The following is a 21838-nucleotide window of genomic DNA, read 5'->3' on the forward strand; positions in this document are numbered from 1 at the left end:
CGGCGCGCGCTCGTCAGGCCCTACTTGCCGAAGAGGGTGTCGCCCCAGTAGCCGCCCTTGCGCACACCCGGCGGGCACGCGTAGACGCCCGACCCCACGTGCTGGATGTACTCGTTCAGCGCGTCGGTGGCCAGGGAGTTCTGGACGCGGATGAAGCCCGTCCGCGGGTCGCGCTGGAACGCGATGAAGAACAGGCCCGCGTCCAGCCGCCCGAGTCCGTCCGACCCGTCGGTGAACGAGTAGCCGCGCCGCAGGATGCGCGTCCCCTGGTTGGAGTCGGGGTGCGCGAGCCGGACGTGCGCGTCCGGCTTCATGCGGGCGAGGTCGGGCTTGTCGCGCTCCTTCTTCAGCCCGGCGGGCGCCCCCTCGCCCTTGTCCCGCCCGAAGATGTCCTCCTGCTCGCGCAGCGACGTGCGGTCCCAGGTCTCGATGTGCATCCGGATGCGGCGGGCGACGAGGTAGGAGCCGCCCGCCATCCAGTCGGAGCCGTCGCTCCCGGTCGCCCACACGTGCCGGTCGAGAAGGTCGCCCTGGGTCCCGGCGATGTTCTCGGTGCCGTCCTTGAAGCCGAACAGGTTGCGCGGGGTCTGCGCGTCCGGCGTCGTCGAGGACGTCTTGCCGAACCCGAGCTGGGACCAGCGGATCGCGGCCACCCCGAACCCGATGCGGGCCAGGTTGCGGACGGCGTGCACCGCCACCTGCGGGTCGTCGGCGCAGGCCTGCACGGCGATGTCGCCGCCGCTGCGGTTCGGGTCGAGGTTGTCGCCGGGGAAGTGCGGCAGGTCGACGAGGGCGGCGGGGCGGCGCGCCCTGATGCCGAAGCGGTCCTTGCCGTCCTTCTCGAACAGCGAGGGGCCGAAGCCGATCGTCAGCGTGAGCCGGGACGGCGGCAGCCCGAGCGCCTCGCCGGTGTCGTCGGGCGGCGCGACCGCGGGGCCGCCGACCGCGCCGTCGCCGACCGGCCTGCCCGCGGTCATGGCGGCGGCCGCGGCCGTCCACTCCTTCAGCATCCGCACGAGCCGGTCGCGGTCGCCCGTCGTCACGTCGAACGCCGCGAAGTGCAGCCGGTCCTGCACGGGGGTGGCGATGCCCGCCTGGTGCGCGCCGTGGAACGGGATCGCGGCGGCCGCGCGGTCGTCCTCCTGCGCGGCGGCGACCCGGTCGACGCCGGCCCCCGCGGCGGCCCCGGCGAGCAGGCTCGCACCCGAGAACCCGAGCATCCGCCGCCGGGACATGCCCGGCCGCTCCTGCGTCCCCTCGCCCGTCATGGCGCCACGGCTCCTCTCGTCCCGCTCACTTCCGGATCACTTCGCGACGGCCGCGGCGAGCCTGGACAGGGGCTCGCCCAGCGCGTTCACCGCGTCGGCCAGCTCCTTGCGCTCGTCCTCGCCGACCTCGTCGTAGGAGACGTAGCCGTCGCCCTTCTCGTGCTTCTTCAGCAGCGCCTCGACGGCGGCGAAGTTGTCGTCGAGGTCCTTCGCGAGCTGCGCGTCCCGCTCCTGGACGACCGGCTTGAGCAGCTCGTGGATCTTCTTGGCGCCGTCCACGTTGGCCTTGAAGTCGACGAGGTCGGTGTGGCTGAACGCCTCCTCCTCGCCGGTGACCTTGCCGGTGGCGACCTCGTCCAGCAGCTCCTTGGCGCCGCCCGCCATGTCGTTGACCGGGTCGAGGGTGAGGCCGGGCAGCCGCGACTTCAGCGTGTCCAGGTCCTTCAGCAGCTGGTCGCCGTACTTCTCCTTGCCCTTGACGGAGCCGTCCTTCCAGAGGGCCTTCTCCAGCAGGTGCCAGCCGGACCAGTCCTTCTTCTCCTCCGGCTTGAGGTCGGCCTCGCGCGCGTCGACCTTGGGGTCGAGGTCGCCGAACTTCTCGGCGACGGGCTCGATCGTCTCCCAGCCGACGCGGGACGGCGCGTACAGCTCCTTGGCCTTCTCGACGTCGCCGGCCTTCACCGCGTCCACGAACTTCCTGGTCTTGGCGATCGTGTCGTCGGTCTGGGCGATGACGAAGGCCTTGTAGTCGGCCGCGGCCTTGTCGAGGCGCGCGTCCGCCCCGCCCGCGGACCCGCCGGTGACCGTGACCTCCTCGGACGGGCCCTTGCCGGTCTGCCCGGCGCTGCAGAGCAGCTTGTACCGGCCGGCGGGCAGGTTCACGACGAAGTCGACGGTGGTGCCGGGGCCGATGTTCTCCCGCTCGGCGAGGATCTTGCCGTCCGGCTTGAGCACCTCGAACTCGTTGACCTTCGAGCCCTTGTTGGCGACCTTGAAGGTGGTCCGGCCCGCGGGGAGGTCGGTCTTGGCGACCTCGCAGGTGTCGTCGGTGGCCGTCACGGGGACGGCGCCCGACGCGCCCGCCTCGTCTCCGTCACCGCCGCACGCCGTCAGAAGGGACATCGACACCGCGGCGGCGCCGGCGAGCGCGAGGACGGACACAGGACGCATCAGGCTCTCCAGAAGACGTGCAACACATGGTTAGGCTTTCCTAAGTTAGCGAAAGCTAACCTCAGCACGTCAAGGGGGCCGGGAGACAGTGAGTCATCCCACGCCGTTCGACCTGGTGCGACCTCCCCGCGATCTCGGTGCGATGTCGGTGCGGATCCGGTCGCGGCCTCAGCGCGGGCGGTCGTGGAGGCCCATCGTGAGGTTGCGCGCGGCCATCGGCGGGCCGCCGGCCTGCGGGTCGCCGTAGGGAGGCAGATGCCCCGGGTGCTGCTGCGGCTGCTGCTGGTACTGGGGCGCCTGCTCGCGCTGCTGCGCGGCCGGCTCCGCCCAGACGGCCGTCCCGTACGCGCACACCTCGATGCCGCCGCCCAGCACGGCGGTGTCGAACCGCATGCCGACCACCGTGTTGGCGCCCTTGCGGCGGGCCTCCTCGCCGAGCCGGTCCACCGCCTCCCGGCGCGCCGCGGCCAGACTGGCGCCCGGCTGCTCCCCCGTCACGCGGAACGTCGCGCTGCTCCCGCCCTGTCCGGGCTGGTGGACCCCGCCCTGATCGGCTTGGACGGCCGTCCCCAGGACCTCTCCGAGCACGCTCCTGATCTCGTACCCGGCCACGCCATCAGTCGTCACGATCAGCATGGTCACCACGGTAGGACACTGTCCGGACGAAATGCGACGTGAAGCCGGTTTTCACGCACCGCGCCGCACCGCATGACACCGCACCACCGGTGCCCGGCGGCACGGGCCGGGCATGCGGCCGTCCTCCCGGCGGACAGGCCGGGAGGACGGCCGGCGCTCCGTCGCCCTCGCGGGCCGGCGCCTCAGTCCAGGTACTCGCGGAGCATCTGCGCCCGGGACGGGTGCCTCAGCTTCGCCAGCGTCTTGGACTCGATCTGGCGGATCCGCTCGCGCGTCACGCCGAACTCGCGCCCGACCTCCTCCAGGGTGCGCGGGTGGCCGTCGGCCAGGCCGAAGCGCAGCTGGATGATGCGCTGCTCCCGCTCCGACAGCGTGCCGAGGATGTCCTCCAGCTGGTCCTGCAGGAGGATGAACGCCGCGGCCTCCATCGGCACGACGGCGTCGGCGTCCTCGATGAAGTCGCCGAGGTCGGAGTCCTCCTCGCCGATCGGCGACTGCAGCGACACCGGCTCCTGCGCGATCCGCTGGATCTCCACGACCCGGACGGGCGACAGGCCCATCTCCAGGCCGATCTCCTCGGGGGTCGGCTCCCGGCCGAGGTCCTGGTGCATCTGGCGCTGCACGCGGACCAGCTTGTTGATCGTCTCCACCATGTGGACCGGGATGCGGATCGTCCGGGCCTGGTCGGCGATCGCCCGGGTGATCGCCTGCCGGATCCACCAGGTGGCGTAGGTCGAGAACTTGAACCCCTTGGTGTAGTCGAACTTCTCGACCGCGCGGATCAGTCCGAGATTTCCCTCCTGGATCAGGTCGAGGAACAGCATTCCCCTGCCGACGTACCGTTTGGCGATCGAGACGACCAGCCGCAGATTGGCCTCGATCAGCCGTTGCTTCGCCCGCGCACCCTCGCGGGAGAGCAGTTCGAGGTCGAGCAGTTCGCCGCGGGTGAGGACGGCGGTGCGCGCCATCTTCTCCTCGGCGAAGAGTCCCGCCTCGATCGATTTCGCGAGTTCTACCTCATCTTCTGCCGTGAGCAGCGGTACGCGACCGATCTCTCTCAGGTAGATGCGAACCAGGTCGCTCGTCGGCGCCCGCTTGCCGAGGTCTCCCTCATCCGCTCGCGTGACGTCCTCGGTCTCCTGCTGAGACTCGAGGACCTCCACCCCCTGCTCTGCGAGCATCCGGACGACCCGCTCCAGGGAGTCGTCCGGCAAGTCCGAGCGATCGAGCGCGGCAGCGACGTCCTCGACGGTCACACCGCCGCGTTCTCTGCCGCGTGCGACGAGGTCCGCCACCTGATCAACCGATGGCGCCTCGCTTGGCAGCACCGAAGGGCCCACGCAGACAGTCTGCGTCAAATGGGGCCTAGATCACAGGACCCATTTTCGCGGGCCGGCCGCCTACTGGGACCCAAGCCCTCGCTCCCGCAACACCCGTCTCTGCTGCTCAAGCGCGACAAGATCACCGAAGAGCCGGTTGTACTCCTCGGCCGCCTCGACCGGATTCAGCCGCCCGAGTTTAGATTTCACGCTCGCGATCATGCGCGTGAGCTGGCGTTCCTGAATTCGGGCCAGCAATTCCGCGGCATATCGGTCATCCGATTCCTGCGCGGACCGTACGGGCTCCACTCCGAGCTTGGTCACCAGATCTCTGACCTGGTCGTTCGGCGCCCGCTCCAGCAGCAGCGCGACCCACTCGGCGACGTTCCCGGCGGCCGTGACGCCGCCCGCCTCGGCGAGCACCGCCCGCACGGCCGCGTGCGGGGGCGCGATGAACGCCTCCACCGGGACCTCGTCGAACGCCGGGCCGAGCAGCGCCGGGCGCTGGACCGCCAGTTTCAGCAGCTCGCGCTCGCGCTGGACCTCGGGATCGGAGGGGTCGAAGGCGGGCCGCCGCGGCGCCCGGGCCTCCGCGTCGCCGTTGCGCCCGTTCTCCGCGGCGGAGCCGTTCGCCCGGCCGCCGCCGTCCTGCCCGCGGCCGTTGCCGTTCTGGCCCCGGTCGCCGCCGGGGCGGCCGCGGCCGTTGCCCGCCTGGGCGCGGCCGTGCGCGCGGTTGGCCAGCTCGCGGACGCGCCGCAGCACGAACTGCTCGTCCATGATGCCGAGCCAGCGGTCGAGGTTGACCGCGTACATGTGGCGGCGGGAGCGGTCCTTGATCGCGGCGACGACCGGGGCGGCCGCGTCCAGGGCGCTGAGCCGCCCCTCGACCGTGTCGAGGTCGTGCTGCTCGATCGCGCTGCGCACCGCGAACTCGAACAGCGGCAGCCGGGACGCCACGAGGTCGCGCACCGCCGCGTCGCCGTGCCGGATGCGCAGGTCGCACGGGTCGAGGCCGTCCGGCTGGACGGCGACGAACGTCTGCGAGACGAACTTCTGCTCGTCGTCGAACGCGCGCAGCGCCGCCTTGCGCCCGGCCGCGTCGCCGTCGAAGGTGAAGATCACCTCACCGCGGAACTCGTCCTGGTCCATCAGCAGGCGGCGCAGCACCTTGATGTGCTCGTCGCCGAACGCCGTGCCGCAGGTGGCGATGGCCGTCGGGACGCCCGCGAGGTGGCAGGCCATCACGTCGGTGTAGCCCTCGACCACCACGGCCTGCCGCCGCCGCGCGATCTCCTTCTTCGCGAGGTCGGCCCCGTACAGCACCGAGCTCTTGTGGAAGAGCGGCGACTCGGGGGTGTTCAGGTACTTGGGCCCGTCGTCGTCCTCGAAGAGGCGCCGGGCGCCGAACCCGATGACGTCGCCGGACAGGTCGCGGATCGGCCACATCAGCCGGCCGCGGAACCGGTCCATCGGGCCGCGCCGCCCCTCCTTGGCCAGGCCGCCGGCGACGATGTCGCGGTCGGCGAAGCCGCGCCCGCGCAGGTGCCGGACCAGCCCCTCCCACTCGCGGGGCGCGAACCCGACGCCGAAGTGCTCGGCGTCGGCGGCCTCGAAGCCCCGCTCGGACAGGAACGCGCGGCCGGGCGCGCCGGCGGTGGAGGCCAGCTGCTCGGCGTAGTACTCGGCGGCCGCCCGGTGCGCCTCGACCAGCCGGGCGCGCTGCCCGGAGTCCTGGCGGGGGCCGCGCCCGCCGCCCTCCTCGTAGCGCAGCTGGATGCCGGCCTGGGCGGCGAGCCGCTCCACCGACTCGGTGAACGTGAGGTGCTCGATCTCCTGGACGAACTTGATGACGTCGCCGCCCGCCTCGCAGCCGAAGCAGAAGTACAGCCCGCGCGAGGGCGTCACGTTGAACGAGGGGGACTTCTCGTCATGGAACGGGCAGAGGCCCTTGAGGTTGCCGCCGCCCGCGCTGCGCAGCTGCAGGTACTCGCCGATGACGTCGGCGATGGACGAGCGCTCGCGAACGAGCGCGATGTCCTCATTGCGAATCCGGCCTGCCACGACCATGGAGTCTACGGCGGGCCCGTGACATCGAGGGCATCGCGCCGCGACCGGCATGGGTGCGCCCCCGTCCCGCGGCGGGACGGTGCCGCGGTGGGACGGGGGCGCGCCAGGTCAGCCCACCCGGAAGCGGCCGAAGAGCCTGTACATGAACTCCGTGCCCTGCCTGAGGGCGTCGACGGTGATGCGCTCGTCGTTGCCGTGCATTCCGATCAGCTGGTCGTTGTCGACGACGTAGGGGTAGACGCCGTAACCGGGGACGCCCTTCGAGGTCCACGGCGACAGGCTCGTCCCGGCCTCGAACAGGGCGGGCGAGAAGACGGCGTCCGGGTAGGTCGCGGCGGCGGCGTCCCCGATCGCCTTGAACAGCGGGGAGTCGAGGCTGGACGGCGGCTTGGCCCAGGTCTGGTCCAGCCGCTTGAGGGCGTCCTCCTCCGACTCCCCCGGGTTGCCCGCCAGCCTGACGGCGACGTCCCGGTCGGCGAGGCGCCGCCGGATCTCGGCCAGGAAGTCGCGGGGCCGCTGGCCGCCGGGCACGCCCCGGCAGTTGAGGCGCAGCGTGGCCTTGGACGGGATGACGTTCTCCTTGTAGCCCGCGTCCTCGATCACGAACGCGTGCGTCGTGCGCAGGAGGGCCTGGTGCAGCCACGGGTAGGAGCTGCGCTTGACGACGAGCGCGGCCGCCCGTTCGCGCGCCTGCTGGGAGCGCGCGGACAGCAGCAGCCGCAGCGCCCGTTCGAACGGGCGGTCGTCGGTGGCCTTCGCCAGCGCGCCGAAGTACTCCCGGGTGACCGGGGTGAGCGCGACGGGCGCGAGCCAGGTGTCGATGTCGGTGACGGCGCGGGAGAGCTTGGCGATGGCCGAGTCGGGGTTGGGCTTGGAGGAGTGGGTGGCGGTGCCGTCCGCGACGAGGTCGAGGTTGAAGTAGACCTTGTCCTGGCGCGTCACCGTGATGAGCATCGGCGTCCTGCGGTCCTTCTGGGCCAGGAACCAGCCGCCCTCGGTGAGCACCATGCCGGCGTTGATCTTGTCCCAGTGGTGCTCGGCGAGCCAGTGGGAGCCGTACTGCCCGGCCTCCTCGTCGCAGTCGGTGAGGACGATGATGTCGCGGTCGAACCTCGCGCCCTCGTTCACGTGCCGCAGCAGGGCGGCGATGTTCGCGGAGTTGGCGCCCTTCATGTCCAGGGCCCCGCGCCCGTAGACCTCGCCGTCCTTCACGACGCCGGCGAACGGGTCGACCGACCACTTGTCACGTTCCACCGGCACGACGTCGGAATGGCCGAGCAGGAGCAGCGGGGGCGCCGCCGTGGTGCCCTTGATCCGGGCGATGAGATGGACGTTGTCCTTCTTCGGCGTGGGGATGATCTCCGCGGGGACGCCCGCGGACTCCCAGACCGCCTTGAGCATCTCGGCGTAGGGGCGGGTGACGCCTCCCTCCCCGAAGTTCTGGGTGTCGAACGACAGCATCTTCTTCAGCAGGGCCAGCGGGTCGAGGTCGGCGGGCGCGGGCCGGCGCGCGGGGCCGGCGAGGACGGACCGGCCGCCGGGCGCCGCGGCGGCGGTGCCGCCCGCGAGGACGCCGCCCGCGAGCAGGACGGCGCCCGCACCCGTGCGGTGCAGGAAGGTTCGGCGGGTGACGGAGGCTGGGGAGTCGGACATGGGGGGAGCTCCTCCTTCGACGGACGGGAGCGCCCGGCGGGGGCCGCAGAACGCTCCCGGACCTTGGACGGACGGAGCCGCGCTAACGGAACGCGGCCACGACCTCCACCTCGACTAGCCAGCCTGACACGGGGAGGTTCTCGATCTCCAGTGTCACCCGTGACGGCCGCGCGGGATTGACGTACATGGGAGGGGCGGGCGGTGCGGTGCCGAGCGGGACGTTCACGGGCGCGCCGGTGGAGAGGTCGGTGTTGGCGAAGTACTGCCGGTAGGCGCGGTTCCAGCCGGCGAAGTCCGCCGCGGCGGCGCCGGGGGCGTTGGCGAGGTAGGCCCGCATGGAGATCACGTCCCGGAGGGTGAGGCCCTGGGCCCTGAGGTTGGCGGTGATCTGCTTGAGGACGTTGAGCGACTGGGCCTCGGTGATGGTGACGCCGGGCGGCGGCGCCGGGTACTCGCTGTAGCGCTCGGGGCTGCCCGGCGGGGCGGAGGGGTCGACCTCCTTGGGGCCGAGGCCGCTGGCCGTGTAGGTCGCTACGCGCCCTCCGACGGCGACGCCGTCGGCGATGGCCGGGTTGTTCTGCCCGGCGGGGAGCGCGGGACGCACCTCGTTGGGGCGAGGCGGCTTCACGAAGCCCTGGGGCGCGGCGGACGCGGCCCCCGCGACTCCGACGAACGCGGCGGTGGCGAGTCCGCCGACGAGGATTCTGCTTCTCAGCACGGTCATCCCTTCAGGACGCGCTGGTGGAGTTCGGTCACGACCTTGCGCGCGGACTCGAACGAGCCGTGCTGCCAGGCGATCTCATGGCTGAGCCAGTCGCCGGCGTAGTAGACGTTCCCCTGCGGCTGGTTGAGGAGCTTGTACTCGGCGCCGAGGGACGGCCAGCTCACCCAGCCGCCCTCGATGTGCGGCTGCCGGATCCAGGCGATGGACGCGGACGCCGCGATGCCCTTCCGGTAGCGGTCGCCGTGGATCTTCGCCCCCTGGTCGAGGGCGCGGGCGAGCCGTCCGGCATGCCCCATCCGCGCGTAGGTGTCGGCCTGCGCACCGAAGTTGTAGTAGCCGACGAGCAGGCCGGAGCGGCCGTGGTAGCCGTAGGAGGGGTACCAGATGGTGGACAGGTCCAGGTCGGTGTTCGTGATGCCGCCGTAGATCTTCTCCTCGGTCTCCCACCAGCGGTTCCGGTACTCCAGTCCGATCTTGCCGGTGGAGACCGGGACGGGCGCGCCCAGCGCGGACTGGACCGCCGCACCCAGGTTGTGCGGGATCCTCGCGAGCACCTGCGGCGGCAGGGTGGCTATGCAGTAGTCCGCCTCCAGGACGCGGGTGCGTCCGTCCGCCTCGTACTGGATCCGCACGCCCTGAGCGAGGTTCGTGATCTGGGTGACCTTGGCGCCGGTGCGGATCCGGTCCTTCCCGACGGCCTTGGCCAGCGCGCGCGGGATGGCGTCCATGCCTCCGACGGGCTGGAACATCAGCATCGCCTGGCTGTAGCCGAACTCGAAGGAGAAGTAGCGGCCCACGCCGCTGGCCAGGACGTCCGACAGCGAGGGCGGAGGGCCGAGGACCGTCCCCTCGACGTCGCCCGCCCCGGGGTCGACGGTGAAGCCGCGCCGGTCGGTGCCCTTGTACGCGTACCCGTCGGTCTTGGCCCCGATGGCGCCGAAGCCCGACAGGAACGACAGCAGCCTCTCCCTGTCGGTCGAGGTGAGCCGCTCGTTGAGGGCGCCCTGGTCGGTGGCCTTGGCGAGCAGTTCGGAGATGTACCCGTAGACGTCGGCCTTCGCGGTGCGCCACCGCACGGGGGACGTCATCCCGGCCGACTCGTTGAAGAGGTAGGCCTGGGCGTTCGCGTTGGTGAAGACCTCCAGCGGGACGCCCAGTTCCCGGCAGTAGTCCATGGTCGTCATCCACTGCGCGATGCGCGCCGGGCCCGCGTTCATGTACGTGCCGTCGCCGAACCCGACCCGCTGGGTCTCGCCGCCCGTCTCGGTGAGGCGGTCGCCGCCGCGGAGCGTGCGGTTGCGCCCGCCCACCCGGTCCTGCGCCTCGAGCACGGTGACCCGGTAGCCGGCCTTGCCCAGTTCGTACGCGGTGGCCAGCCCGGCGACGCCCGCGCCGAGCACCACGATCTTCGCGGCCGCACGGCCGCGCAGCCGGAAGTCCGACTCCCGCGGGGGCTGGAACGGGACGCGGGTGCGCGCCTCCGCGCTCGGGGCCAGGCCCAGCGCGCCCATGGTGGCGAACATCGCGCCCGCCCCGCCGGTGGCCCCGACCCGGGTGAGGAAACCACGTCTGCTGACACTCGTCGGCTCTGCCGTATCCGCCAAGGAACACCTCCAAGATCTCTCGTCCGGGAAGTCTGGGAGCGTTCCATTTCGGGCGGCGCCGCGTTCTGTAAGAGCCGTGTTGCCGGCCGGGCGCTCCGGTGATCAACCGGTTTCGCAACCCTCACGGGCGAGGCGGGGCGGCAGGGGCGGCCGGCGGGCGTCCCCGTCCGCGGGCATGCGCCAATCCGGTCGGAGCCGGATACATCCTTTGATGCCCGGAATATACGATCCAGTGGCCGAACTCGGCCGGGTTAACGGCTGGTAACCCTGGATTCACTCTGGACAATGCGGACCGCCCCGCGATGAGATGGCGCACCGAAGATTTGCCCACCCCCAGGCGGACCCGATGACGGATGTTGTGCTGGACGGCGTCGACAAGGTTTATCCCGGCGGCCAGGTGGCCGTCAGGAACGTGCGCCTGCGCATCAACGACGGGGAGCTGTTCGTCCTGCTGGGACCGTCCGGCTGCGGCAAGTCGACCATCCTGCGCATGATCGCCGGACTGGAGGAGATCACCGCGGGGGACCTCTGGCTCAACGGCACCGTCGCCAACGACCTGGCGCCGCGCGAACGGAACGTGGCAATGGTGTTCCAGGAGGGCGCGCTCTACCCGCACCGCACGGTCAAGGGGAACATGATGTTCCCGCTGGAGGTGTCCGGGGACGACCGCGCCGAGGCGTCGGCGAAGGTCGTCGAGCTGGCGCGCGCGCTCGGCATCAACACGATGATCGACCGGCTGCCGCGCACGCTGTCCGGCGGGCAGCGGCAGCGGGCCGCGATCGGGCGGGCGCTGATCCGCGAGCCGTCGCTGTTCCTCATGGACGAGCCGCTGTCGAGCCTGGACGCGGGGCTGCGCACGGAGCTGCGCGTCGAGATCGCCGCGCTGGTCCGCTCGAGCGGCACCACCACCGTCTACGTCACGCACGACCAGGTCGAGGCCATGACGATGGCCGACCGGATGGCGGTGCTGCGCGACGGCGTCCTGGAGGACGTCGGCACCCCCGAGCAGATCTACGAGGACCCGGGCACCGTGTTCGTGGCCGCGTTCCTCAGCTCCCCGCCGATCAACCTGCTCCAGGCCACCCTCTGGGCCGTCGAGGGCGAGGGGCTGGTGCTCGACCTCGGGCCGCAGCGGCTGACCCTGCCGTGGGACGACCCGCGGGCGTCCGCGCTCATCAGCCACCACGGCCGGCCCGTGATCGTCGGGATCCGCCCCGACACGATGATGCCGATCGCCCCGGGCTCGCCCGCGGCGCCCGGGACCGTCCTGTCCGGCCAGGTCCGCGCGCTGGAGTTCCACGGGCACGAATGGCTCGCCTACGCCGAGGCGGGCATCCCCACGGTCGACGCGAACGAGGTCGGGCGCCCCGCGCGGCCGCAGGTCCTCGCGGCGGAGCGGCCCGCGCTGCGCGACCGGGTGCGGTCGCTGTTCGGGCGGCCGGCCGAGGAGGAGGAGCCGCACGAGGAGCACGCGGGCCACCACCGGCGCTCCGACCTCGTCTTCCGCATCGCGCCCGGCGGGCGGCCGAACCGGGGCGACCGCGTCGCGCTGGCGGTCGACCTCGACCGGGTCCTGTTCTTCGGCGCGGACGGCCGGCGCATCACGCCCGTCCAGCGCTAGCCGGGCCGGTCCGCCGCCGGCCGGGCCAGGACCGCGGCGAGCCGGCGCATCCCCTCGTCGATCTCGGGCGGCGTCACGGCGCCGTAGCCGAAGACCAGGCCCGCGACCGGCGGCCCGGTCACGGCGAACTCCGACAGCGCGAACAGCCCGACGCCCGCGCCGAGCGCCCGCGCGGCCGCGGCGGCGTCGTCGGTGCCGTCCCGGAACGCGGCGCTCAGATGCAGCCCCGCCTCGGACGGGACGAGCTCCAGCCGCTCCCCCGGCAGCCCGGCGACCAGTTCGGCGACGCGCTCGTGCCGCGCCCGGTACTCGCGGCGCGACCTGCGGATGTGGCGGGCGAGCAGCCCCTCGTCGATGAACCGGGCGAGCGCGGCCTGGGCGGGCAGCTCGGCGTGCCAGGACGAGACGTAGCGCGCCATCCGGAACGCGTGGTGCAGCGACGGCGGCGCCACCAGGAACCCCAGCCGCAGCACCGGCCGCATGATCTTGGAGAAGGTCCCCGTGTAGAGGACGCGGCCGTCCTCGTCGAGGCTCTGCAGCGGCTCGACGGGCCGCCCGCCGTACCGGTACTCGGTGTCGTAGTCGTCCTCCACGACCACCACGTCCCGGCGCCGCGCCCAGTCGAGCAGCGCCCTGCGGCGCGGCAGCGACATCGGCATGCCCAGCGGGAACTGGTGCGACGGGGTGACGTAGACGGCCCGCGCCTCGCCGGGCAGCGCGTCCACCCGCAGGCCCTCGGCGTCGACCGGCACCCCGCGCACCCGCATCCCGGCCGCGGTGAGGAGCATCCGCACGGGCGGGTACCCGGGGTCCTCCACCGCCACCACGTCGCCCGGTTCGAGCAGCACCCGGACGATCAGGTCGAGGGCCTGCTGGACGCCGGAGGTGACGACGACGTCGGCCCCGCTGGCCCGCACCGACCGCGAGACGCCCACGTGCCTCGCGACGGCCTCCCGCAGCGCGGGCAGCCCGGCCGGGTCGCCCGCCGAGGCCGGGTCGGCCAGCGCCGACGGCCGCAGCAGCCCCGACATGATCCGCCGCCACGCCTCGTAGGGGAACAGCCGCACGTCGGGCAGGCCGGCGCGGAAGTCCCACCGGACGCCGGGCATCGGCGGGGGCCAGGCGGACACCCCGTTCCACACGCCGCGCGGCCGCAGCGGCGACGCGGCGGGGGCGCCGCGCGCGGCGGACCCGGTCTCCCGGACGAACGTCCCCGCGCCCACCCGGCTCGTCAGGAACCCCTCGGCGGCGAGGCGGTCGTAGGCGACGCCGACCGTGTTGCGGGAGATCGACAGGCGCCGCGCCAGCTCCCGCGTGGGCGGCAGCGCGTCCCCGGCGCGCAGCCGGCCGTCCAGGATCGCGGCGCGCAGCTGGGCGTAGATCTGGCCCGCAAGGTCGCGGCGCCCCACCAGGCTCACGTGGAGATCCACGGCGCCGACTCTAAATCGGCTCAGTCATTCGGCGCAATTTTGGACCTGTACCTGGGCCTCTACGGGTCCCTAGCGTGGCCGCATGGACCTGTTGACCGAACTGCTCACGACCGACTTCCGGCCGCTCGACCGGAAGGCGGCCGATCTCTACCTGTCCGTCGTCGCGCAGGTGGAGCCGGACGCGCTGCGCCTTCCGACGCCCTGCCCCGACTGGACGCTGCACGGCCTGCTGCGCCACCAGGTGAGCCAGGACGAGGGCTTCGCGGCCGCCGCCCGGGGCGGCGGCGCGCGGCTGTCGGAGTGGCGCGGCGGCGACCTCGGCGACGACCCCTACGCGGCCGCGCGGGCGTCCGCCGGCCTCGTGGCGGACACCTTCGCCGGCGTGGCCCTCGACGCCGAGCTGTCCCTTCCCGAGATCCGCGACGGCGGCGCCTTCCCCGCCTCGCTGGCCATCAGCTTCCACTTCGTCGACCTGGTCGTGCACGCCTGGGACGTCGCCGCCTCGATCGGCGCCGCCTGGGAGCCGTCCGGCGAACTCGTGGAGGCGTCCCTCAGGGTCGCCGCGATCGTCCCCGAGGAGGGCCGGGGCCCCGGCGACTCGTTCGCCCCGTCCGTCCCCTCCTCGGACGGCGCGGAGCCGCGGGACCGCCTGCTCGCCCTCCTCGGCCGGGACCCCTCATGGCGCTGCTGAGGACGGCGTGGCGCGCCGGGCCGGTCCGGGCGACCGGCCCGGTCCTCGTCAGCGTCACCGACTTCACCTGCGCGCGTCCGCTCGACCTGGCGAGAGCCTTCCGCGCGGGGATGGCGCTGCGCCGGTCGTGGCCGGAACTGGAGGGCGCCGTCGGCCTGTGGCTGTGGACCGACCTCCGCCGGCGCAGGTGCGGCTCCGTCTCGGTGTGGACGGACGAGGCCGCGCTGCGCGGCTTCGTCGCCTGGCCGCCGCATGTCGCCGTCATGCGCGGGTTCCGGCGGCGCGGGACGATCCGCGCCGGCACCTGGCAGACGGAAGCCTTCGAGCCAGCGGAGACGTGGGCGCGCGCGGAGCGCGTCCTCGCTCAGTTCGAGGAGGGCGCCGCGCCGCAGATCGTCGACGCCTCGCGGTAGAAGCCGATCTTCATCTTGATCTGCTCCTGCTGCGCGCGCAGCGTGGCGATCTGCTCCTCGACCCGGCGGTCGTGTGCCTGGAGCAGTTCGAGCCGCTCCTGGACGGTCTCGGCGCCGCCGCGGGCCAGCTCGGAGTAGCGCAGCATCTCGGCTATCGGCATCCCGGTGCCGCGCAGGCAGCGCAGCATCCAGAGCCACTGCAGGTCGTCGTCGGTGAACACGCGCCGTCCCGACGCGTTCCGCGCGATGCCGGACAGCAGCCCGATCTTCTCGTAGTAACGCAACGTGTCGATGCTGAAACCGCTCTTCTCGGCGGTCTCGCCTGGAGAGTAGGAGCTCACGCGTCCCAGGATCGCACCTGGAGCGCACTCCAGGTCAACGTCCGGCGGGCGTGATTTGACCTGGAGCGCGCTCCAGGTCGCAGAGTGGAAGGAGACGCACACCGCGAAGCACGCGAAGGACTGCCATGCGCATTGGACTGCAGGTTCCGAGCTTCACCTTCCCCGGAGGGCCCGAGCAGATCGGCCCGACGTTCGGCCGCGTCGCCCGCGAGGCCGACCAGGGCGGGCTGCACTCGCTCTGGGTGATGGACCACTTCTTCCAGATCGAGATGGTGGGCCCGCCGGAGGACCCCATGCTGGAGGCCTACTCCGCGCTCGCGTACGCGGCGGCGCTGACCGAGCGGATCACGCTCGGGACGATGGTCACCGGGGTCACCTACCGGCATCCCGGCATCCTGGTCAAGACCGTGACCACGCTGGACGTCCTGTCGGGCGGGCGCGCGTGGCTCGGCATCGGCGCGGCCTGGAACGACGAGGAGTCGCGCGGCCTCGGCGTCCCCTTCCCGCCGACCGCCGAGCGGTTCGAGCGGCTGGAGGACACGCTGCGCATCGCCCACCGGATGTGGGAGGGCGACGAGTCGGCGTTCGAGGGCGGGCACTACACGCTGGAGCGCCCGATCAACTCCCCGCCCGCGCTGCGGCGCCCGCACCCCCCGATCCTCATCGGGGGCGGCGGCGAGAAGAAGACGCTGCGGTTCGTGGCGAAGTACGCCGACGCGTGCAACATCTTCGACGGCGACGAACTGCCCCGCAAGCTGGACGTCCTGCGGGAGCACTGCGAGCGCGAGGGCCGCGACCACACCGAGATCGAGAAGACGGCCCTGACCTTCTTCACCGGCACGCCCTCGGTCGGCGCCGCCGTCGACACCGTCGGACGGCTCGCCGAGCGCGGCATCGACCACGTGATCTTCTCCCAGGGCACCGGGCAGGACCTCCCGGGCATCCTCGCCGAGGCCCTCGCCCAGACCGAGAAGATCGTCCCGGCGGGCCGCTGAGCCCCCGTCCCGCGCGCCGCGGTGCGGAGCGGCGCGCGGGACGGCCGGCTCAGTCGAGCGGCGGCCGCAGGTGCAGCGGGACGCCGAACAGGTTCAGCGCGTTGATCAGCGAGACCAGCCCGGCGAGGTCGCCGAGCTCGCGCTCCGGGTAGTGCTTGCGGAGCGTCTCCCACAGCTCGTCGCTCACCGGCTCGCGCCGCGTCACGGCCTCGGTGTAGCCGAGCGCCGCGCGCTCGGCGTCGCTGTAGAGCGGCGACTCGCGCCACACCGTGAGGTGGTGGATGCGCCGCTCGTCCTCCCCCGCCGCGCGGGCGTCCCCGGTGTGCCGGTCCACGCAGAACGCGCAGCCGTTCAGCTGGGACGCCCTGATCTTGACCAGTTCCTGCACCCGGTGGTCCAGCGGCCCCCGGCGGATCACCGCGGCGATCTTCATGAAGCCCGCGTGGACCTCCGGCGAGGCCTCCTGCAGGAGCATGCGTGCCATGCGTTCTCCCTTCGTCGCCAGGGAGACGACGCTCCCGGAGAGCGTGTGACGGCCCGGTTCAGACTCCGCGCAGGGACGCGAGCTTGCGGGGGTTGAGGACCCGGCGGACGGCGGTGATGCGGCCGTCCGCGACCTCCACGGTGTCGACCGCGGCCAGCCGGCCCTCCCGCCGCACCAGCAGCTCGCGGCGGCCGTTGACCTCCGCGAACTCCAGCCGGAACGCGTTGCGCGCGCCGACGCGAAGCAGGGCGGTCGCCACCCGGCCCGCCCCGGCGATGACCTTGCGGGCGGCGAAGACGTGCCCGCCGCCGTCGGTGGTGTAGGTGGCGTCCGGGTCCAGCAGCGCCAGCAGCGCGGCCTCGTCGCCGCGCTCGTAGGCGGACCGGAAGGCCTCCAGCACCCTGTCCCGCTCCGGCGCCGGGGCCGGGCGTGCCGGCAGCGCCGCGGCGATCTTGCGCCGGGCGCGGGAGGCGAGCTGCCGGCACGCGGCGGCCGACCTGCCGAGCACCCCGGCGATCTGCTCGTAGGGCACCTCGAACGCCTGGTGCAGGACGAACGCGACGCGCTCCGGCGGCGACAGCTCCTCCATCACCACGAGCATCGCGGTGCCGGCCGTCTCGTCCACGAGCACCGGCTCGGCGGCGTCCGGTCCGGTGAGCAGCGGCTCGGGCAGCCACGGCCCGACGTAGTCGACGCGCCGCGCGTGGGCCGACCCGAGCACGTCGTAGGCGCGGCGCGCCGCCACCGTGACCAGCCAGGCGCGCAGGTCGCGGACGTCGTCCAGCGGCTCGTGCGCGGAGGCGCGCAGCCACACGTCCTGGGTGATGTCCTCGGCGTCCGCGACGCTCCCGGTGATCCGGTACGCGGCGCCGAACACCGCGGGCCTGTGCTCGGCCCATTCCTCGTCGAGTCGGCTCACGCCCGCTCCGTGCTTCGGCTTGGCTTCCGTGGGAGACAACTCGCGAGGCCGCGGTTTCATGCCGCCGCGGGAGTGAAGACCCACTTCTTGTACGACCAGTAGCGGAACGCCGAGCCGAGGCCGACCCCCGCGAGGAGCCCCAGGTTGTAGGCGATCCCGCCGTGCAGGCCGAGGGTGTAGTAGGTGAAGCCGGTGCACAGCACCTGGATCAGCAGCCCGACGCCGTTCAGCGCGAAGAAGATCGCGACCTCCCGGCCGGAGCCGTCGCTGTCGCGGTGCCGGAACGTCCAGAACCGGTTGAGCAGGTAGGAGGACAGGGTGGACACCACGGTCGGCACGACGACGCTCGTGACCGGGCTGCCGCCGAGCCACGCGCGCATCAGGTTGGCGCCGAAGATCATGATCAGCGTGCCGAGGCATCCCACGAAACCGAAGCTGAGCAGCTCGCTCAGGAATGTCCGGAACGCCGGGGCGGGCGGGACCGTTTTCGCCGGTCGCGACCGCTGCATGGTGCTCACTCGCCCAGACCTTACCTGAGTAGGACATATACGAAGGTCGTAACCCCAAAGATCCGTGACCCACCGTTACCGTCGCGCCTTCGGCGTCCCGCCGGAAACGGCAGGGTCACCGCTCGGCCGTCACCGCGGCCGGGGCGAGCAGGACGATCAGCCCGACCAGCGCGACGGGCACGGCCAGCGCCCATGCCAGGCCCACGCCCTGGGCGACGAACCCGATGACGGGCGGGCCGCCGAGCAGGCCCAGGTACCCGACCCCGGTGACCCGGGAGATCCCGGTCGCGGCCGGGACGCCGGGGATGTTGCCGGCCGCGCTGAAGGTGACGGGCGCCACGACCGCGACGCCGAGGCCGAACAGCGTGAATCCGGCCACCGCCGCCGTCGGGTCGCCCGCGGCGAGCCCGAGGCCGAGCCCCAGCGCGGCCACCAGCGACCCGCCCCGCAGCACCGGGACGGGCCCGAAGCGCGCGACGACCTGGTCTCCGGTGAGCCGCCCCACGGTCATCGCCACCGCGCACCCGGCGTAGCCGAGCCCGGCCACGCCGGGGCCGGTGCCGAGGTCCTCCCGCAGGTAGATCGCGCTCCAGTCGGCCATGGCGCCCTCGCCGACGAACGAGCACAGCCCGATCACGCCGAGCATGATCAGCGGCAGGCGCGGGGACCGCGCGGAGGCGGCGGCGTCCTCGTGCGGCTCGGGCGGCTCGTCGGCGGAGCGGTCCAGCAGGCCCCGGCAGCCGGAGGCCAGCACGGCGATCAGCACGGCCGCCGCGGCCGCCAGGTGCAGCGGGACGGGGACGCCCGCGTGCGCGGCCGCCGCCCCGGCCAGCGCCGCCAGCAGCGTCCCGATGCTGTAGGAGCCGTGCAGCCCGGACATCAGCGGGCGCCCGTAGCCGCGCTCGACGGCGACGCCCTGGGCGTTCATCCCCACGTCCATCAGGCCGAGCGACGCGCCCAGCAGGAGGAGCGAGAGGACCAGCGCGCCGAGGTTCCAGGCGAGGCCGAGGGGGACCAGCGACAGCGCCCCGGCGACCCCGGCGGCGACCGTCGTCGCGCGGCTGCCCCACCGGCCGATGACGCGCCCCGCGAACCGGACGGCCGCGACGACGCCCACGGGCGCGCCGAGCAGCGCCACGCCCATCGTGCCCTCGCTCAGCCCGAGATGCTCCTTGATCTGGGGGATGCGGGCGACCCAGGCGGCGCCGAGCAGGCCGTGCGCGGCGAACGCCAGCGTCACCGCGAGGCGCGCGCGGGCCGGCACCGCGATCTTCTCGGTGACCACTCGGCAGACTGTACGTGGCTTACGCGACCGGGCCGGGGCCCGGCCGCGTCACGCCAGTTCCGCGAGCGGCACCCCCGGGTCGGCGAGCCGGGCGGCGTCCACCGGGCGACCGGAGCGGATCAGCGCCTGGACGTCCCCGGTGACGTCCCACACGTTGACGTTCATGCCGGCGACGACCCGGCCCTCCGACAGCCAGAACGCGACGAACTCCCGCCCCGGGACGTCCCCGCGGTACACGACCTCGTCGTACTCCCCCGGCGCCGCGACGCCCGACATCTCCATGCCGAGGTCGTACTGGTCGCTGAAGAAGTACGGCACCCGGTCGTAGACGACGTCCCGGCCGAGCATCGCCCGGGCCGCGGCGGGCCCGCCGTTCAGCGCGTTCGCCCAGTGCTCCACGCGGATCCGGCGGCCGAGCAGCGGGTTGTAGGCGTTGGCGACGTCCCCGGCCGCGTAGACGTCCGGGTCGGACGTGCGCAGCGACTGGTCGACCAGGATCCCGTCGGACACCTCCAGCCCGGCCCGCTCCGCGAGCCCGCTGTTGGGCCGCACGCCGATGCCGACGACCACGACGTCCGCGGGCACCTCGGCGCCGCCGGAGGTCACCACGGCCGACACCTGCCCGGCGCCCCAGAACCCGGCCACGCCCTCGTCCATCCGCAGGACGGCGCCGTGCTCGCGGTGCAGGTCGGCGAACATGCCGCCGAGCTCGGGCCCCATCGCGGCGTGCAGCGGCACCGGCTCGGGCTCGATGACCGTCACCTCGTTGCCGTGCGCGCGGGCGGCCGCCGCCGTCTCCAGCCCGATCCAGCCCGCCCCGGCCACCACGACCCGGCGGCCGCCGGGCGCCAGCGCCTGTTTCAGCGCCGCCGAGTCGGCCATCGTCCGCAGGTAGTGGATGCCCTGGAGCTTGGACCCCGGCACGTCCAGCCGCCGCGGGGAGGCGCCCGTCGCCAGCAGCAGCCTGTCGTAGGACACCGGCTCCCCGGTGGACAGCCGCACCTGGTGCGCGCCCCGGTCGATGGACGCGACGGACGTGCCCGTCCGCAGCTCCACGTCGTGCTTGTCGTACCAGTCGGCCTCGTGGACGTGGGCCTTCTCCCGGGGCTCCTTGTCCAGCAGGTACCCCTTGGACAGCGGGGGCCGCTCGTACGGCCGCTCGATCTCCTCGCCGACCAGCAGCACCCTGCCCGAGAAGCCCTCCTCCCGGAGCGTCTCCGCCGCCTTGGCCCCGGCCAGGCCGGCGCCGGCGATGACGAACGTCTCCTCGGGCATGGCGACCTCCTGTAGTTGACCTGTAGCTATCCCTACAGTGGCCTCTGTAACGAGACAAGGGGCATCGTCTGGCGCGTCGGGGCGGATTCCTCCCCGCGGCCCGCGCCCGGACCGCGGCCGGGCGGCCGCACCCGCGGCCCCTGGTCAGTACCCGCGTCCGCCCAGCATGCGGTGGCGGGCCATCGCCGACAGGTCGGTCAGCGAGGCGATCTGGTCGATCACGGCGCGCAGCCGGGCCGCGTCGTCGCCGGCGTCCACGAACGCGTCGCGGAAGCCCGGGTCGAGCGTGTCCGGGGCGCCCGCGAGCATCATCTCCGCCAGCTCGGTGATCAGCGTCCGCTGGCGGGCCCTGACCTCCTCGTGGCTGATCCACACGTAGTGCGCCGTGATGCCCTTGAGCAGGGCGTTCTCCAGCCGCTGCGCGCGCGGGACGATCAGTTCGGCGGCGTAGCGGGTGAGCGGGCGGTCGCCGTAGGCCTCGCGCGTGGCGGCCTCGGCGGCCAGGCAGAACCGGCCGATCAGCGTGCTGGTCAGGTTCTTGAGGGCGGCGAGGCTGCGGGGCGTGCCGTCGTAGCGGTCGGGCCAGTACGGCTCGGCGAGCAGCGCGGCGAAGCGCTCCTCCAGCTCGGCCTGGCCGGCGTCGGGGCAGTACAGCTTGGCCGCCGTGGCGGCGACGAGGCGGCGCTCGCCGGGGTCGGCGAGCCGGACGAAGTCGACGTGCCCGGCGACCAGCGCGTCCTCCAGGTCGTGGACGGAGTAGGCGACGTCGTCGCTCCAGTCCATGACCTGGGCCTCGAAGCAGGTGCGGCCCGGCTCGGCGCCGTCGCGCACCCAGCGCGCCACGTCCGCGTCGTCGTCGTAGACGCCGAACTTGCCGTTCACCGCCTCGGCCTGGGACCACGGGTACTTCATCGCGGCGTCCAGCGCGGCGCGGGTCAGGTTGAGGCCGACGCTGCGGCCGTGCAGGGGCGGGCCGTCCGCCGCGAACGACTTGGGCTCCAGCCTGGTCAGCACGCGCAGGCTCTGCGCGTTGCCCTCGAACCCGCCGCAGTCGCGCGCGACGATGTCGAGCGCGTACTCGCCGTTGTGGCCGAACGGCGGGTGCCCGATGTCGTGGGACAGGCAGGCCGTCTCCACCAGGTCGGGGTCGCAGCCGAGGGACTTGCCCAGCTCGCGGCCGACCTGCGCGCACTCCAGGGAGTGGGTGAGGCGGGTGCGCAGGCTCTGCACCGTGTCGGCCGCGGCGTCGGCGCCGGGCGAGGCCACCTGCGTCTTGGCGGCCAGCCGGCGCAGCGCGGCGCTGTGCAGGACGCGGGCCCGGTCGCGTTCGAACGCCGTGCGGTCGCGGCGCTTGGGGGGCTCGGGCGCCCAGCGCTCCCTGGCGCGGGCGTCGTAGCCCGGGGTCGTGTTGATCGTCATGTCCCTATCCAGGGT

General features: G+C 73.1%; 20 protein-coding genes. 4 read left to right on the forward strand and 16 right to left on the reverse strand.

Features of this window, described 5'->3' with window-relative positions:
• Positions 1-20 precede the first annotated feature (20 nt).
• From efeB to ABWI07_RS27500, 8 genes are all read right to left on the reverse strand, one after another.
• Positions 21-1268, reverse strand: a complete 1248-nt coding sequence (gene efeB, locus ABWI07_RS27465; RefSeq protein WP_353820228.1) for an iron uptake transporter deferrochelatase/peroxidase subunit — start codon at positions 1266-1268, stop codon at positions 21-23.
• 36 nt (positions 1269-1304) lie between these two features.
• Positions 1305-2438 (reverse strand): iron uptake system protein EfeO, encoded by a 1134-nt coding sequence (gene efeO / locus ABWI07_RS27470; protein WP_353820229.1) that lies wholly within the window; start codon positions 2436-2438, stop codon positions 1305-1307.
• 168 nt (positions 2439-2606) lie between these two features.
• Positions 2607-3074 carry a YbjQ family protein gene (locus ABWI07_RS27475; RefSeq protein WP_149257558.1) on the reverse strand — a complete coding sequence of 156 codons (468 nt, stop codon included), beginning with the start codon at positions 3072-3074 and terminating at the stop codon, positions 2607-2609.
• Positions 3075-3256: 182 nt separating this feature from the next.
• The gene (gene rpoD, locus ABWI07_RS27480; RefSeq protein ID WP_149258044.1) at positions 3257-4402 is read right to left on the reverse strand and encodes an RNA polymerase sigma factor RpoD; all 1146 of its coding nucleotides are present in this window, start codon (positions 4400-4402) and stop codon (positions 3257-3259) included.
• Between the two features lie 72 nt (positions 4403-4474).
• Positions 4475-6454 carry a DNA primase gene (dnaG, locus tag ABWI07_RS27485; protein WP_353820230.1) on the reverse strand — a complete coding sequence of 660 codons (1980 nt, stop codon included), beginning with the start codon at positions 6452-6454 and terminating at the stop codon, positions 4475-4477.
• 114 nt (positions 6455-6568) lie between these two features.
• Positions 6569-8113 carry a M20/M25/M40 family metallo-hydrolase gene (locus ABWI07_RS27490; protein WP_353820231.1) on the reverse strand — a complete coding sequence of 515 codons (1545 nt, stop codon included), beginning with the start codon at positions 8111-8113 and terminating at the stop codon, positions 6569-6571.
• Between the two features lie 82 nt (positions 8114-8195).
• On the reverse strand, positions 8196-8831 hold the full coding sequence (locus tag ABWI07_RS27495) for a Rid family hydrolase (RefSeq protein ID WP_235036576.1): 636 nt from the start codon (positions 8829-8831) through the stop codon (positions 8196-8198).
• A 2-nt stretch (positions 8832-8833) separates the two neighbouring features.
• Entirely contained in the window at positions 8834-10441 is a 1608-nt protein-coding gene (locus ABWI07_RS27500) for a flavin monoamine oxidase family protein (RefSeq protein ID WP_502912860.1), read from the reverse strand.
• A gap of 346 nt (positions 10442-10787) precedes the next feature.
• Between ABWI07_RS27500 and ABWI07_RS27505 the strand changes: the two genes are divergently transcribed.
• Positions 10788-12062 carry an ABC transporter ATP-binding protein gene (locus tag ABWI07_RS27505; RefSeq protein WP_149257563.1) on the forward strand — a complete coding sequence of 425 codons (1275 nt, stop codon included), beginning with the start codon at positions 10788-10790 and terminating at the stop codon, positions 12060-12062.
• Here the strand turns inward: ABWI07_RS27505 and pdxR are convergent.
• A complete protein-coding gene (gene pdxR, locus ABWI07_RS27510) occupies positions 12059-13492 on the reverse strand; it encodes a MocR-like pyridoxine biosynthesis transcription factor PdxR (RefSeq protein ID WP_353820232.1) in 1434 nt (477 codons plus the stop codon). The genes ABWI07_RS27505 and pdxR overlap by 4 nt on opposite strands.
• 82 nt (positions 13493-13574) lie before the next feature.
• Here pdxR and ABWI07_RS27515 point away from each other — a divergent pair, with 82 nt between their 5' ends.
• Entirely contained in the window at positions 13575-14183 is a 609-nt protein-coding gene (locus ABWI07_RS27515) for a TIGR03086 family metal-binding protein (protein ID WP_353820233.1), read from the forward strand.
• Positions 14171-14596 (forward strand): hypothetical protein, encoded by a 426-nt coding sequence (locus tag ABWI07_RS27520; protein ID WP_149257566.1) that lies wholly within the window; start codon positions 14171-14173, stop codon positions 14594-14596. Before ABWI07_RS27515 ends, ABWI07_RS27520 begins: the two co-directional genes overlap by 13 nt.
• Here the strand turns inward: ABWI07_RS27520 and ABWI07_RS27525 are convergent.
• Positions 14548-14937 (reverse strand): MerR family transcriptional regulator, encoded by a 390-nt coding sequence (locus ABWI07_RS27525; RefSeq protein WP_149257567.1) that lies wholly within the window; start codon positions 14935-14937, stop codon positions 14548-14550. The two genes, ABWI07_RS27520 and ABWI07_RS27525, sit on opposite strands and share 49 nt — an antisense overlap.
• Before the next feature lie 125 nt (positions 14938-15062).
• Between ABWI07_RS27525 and ABWI07_RS27530 the strand changes: the two genes are divergently transcribed.
• The gene (locus ABWI07_RS27530; protein ID WP_149257568.1) at positions 15063-15932 is read left to right on the forward strand and encodes an LLM class F420-dependent oxidoreductase; all 870 of its coding nucleotides are present in this window, start codon (positions 15063-15065) and stop codon (positions 15930-15932) included.
• Positions 15933-15981: 49 nt separating this feature from the next.
• On the opposite strand, the gene ABWI07_RS27535 is transcribed toward ABWI07_RS27530, so the two are convergent.
• From ABWI07_RS27535 to ABWI07_RS27560, 6 genes are all read right to left on the reverse strand, one after another.
• Positions 15982-16416: a carboxymuconolactone decarboxylase family protein gene (locus ABWI07_RS27535; RefSeq protein WP_353820234.1), complete on the reverse strand. Its 435-nt coding sequence runs from the start codon at positions 16414-16416 to the stop codon at positions 15982-15984.
• A 58-nt stretch (positions 16417-16474) separates the two neighbouring features.
• Positions 16475-17335: an RNA polymerase sigma factor SigJ gene (gene sigJ, locus ABWI07_RS27540; protein ID WP_235036577.1), complete on the reverse strand. Its 861-nt coding sequence runs from the start codon at positions 17333-17335 to the stop codon at positions 16475-16477.
• Positions 17336-17391: 56 nt separating this feature from the next.
• Positions 17392-17844 (reverse strand): GtrA family protein, encoded by a 453-nt coding sequence (locus tag ABWI07_RS27545; protein ID WP_235036632.1) that lies wholly within the window; start codon positions 17842-17844, stop codon positions 17392-17394.
• Between the two features lie 115 nt (positions 17845-17959).
• Positions 17960-19129 (reverse strand): MFS transporter, encoded by a 1170-nt coding sequence (locus tag ABWI07_RS27550; protein ID WP_353820235.1) that lies wholly within the window; start codon positions 19127-19129, stop codon positions 17960-17962.
• A 48-nt stretch (positions 19130-19177) separates the two neighbouring features.
• Entirely contained in the window at positions 19178-20404 is a 1227-nt protein-coding gene (locus tag ABWI07_RS27555) for an NAD(P)/FAD-dependent oxidoreductase (protein WP_353820236.1), read from the reverse strand.
• A gap of 144 nt (positions 20405-20548) precedes the next feature.
• Complete coding sequence (locus ABWI07_RS27560) at positions 20549-21823, reverse strand: deoxyguanosinetriphosphate triphosphohydrolase (protein WP_353820237.1); 1275 nt, start codon at positions 21821-21823, stop codon at positions 20549-20551.
• Positions 21824-21838 lie beyond the last annotated feature (15 nt).

The sequence above is a fragment of the Actinomadura sp. NPDC000600 genome (assembly GCF_040492135.1).
Classification (GTDB): Bacteria; Actinomycetota; Actinomycetes; order Streptosporangiales; family Streptosporangiaceae; genus Spirillospora.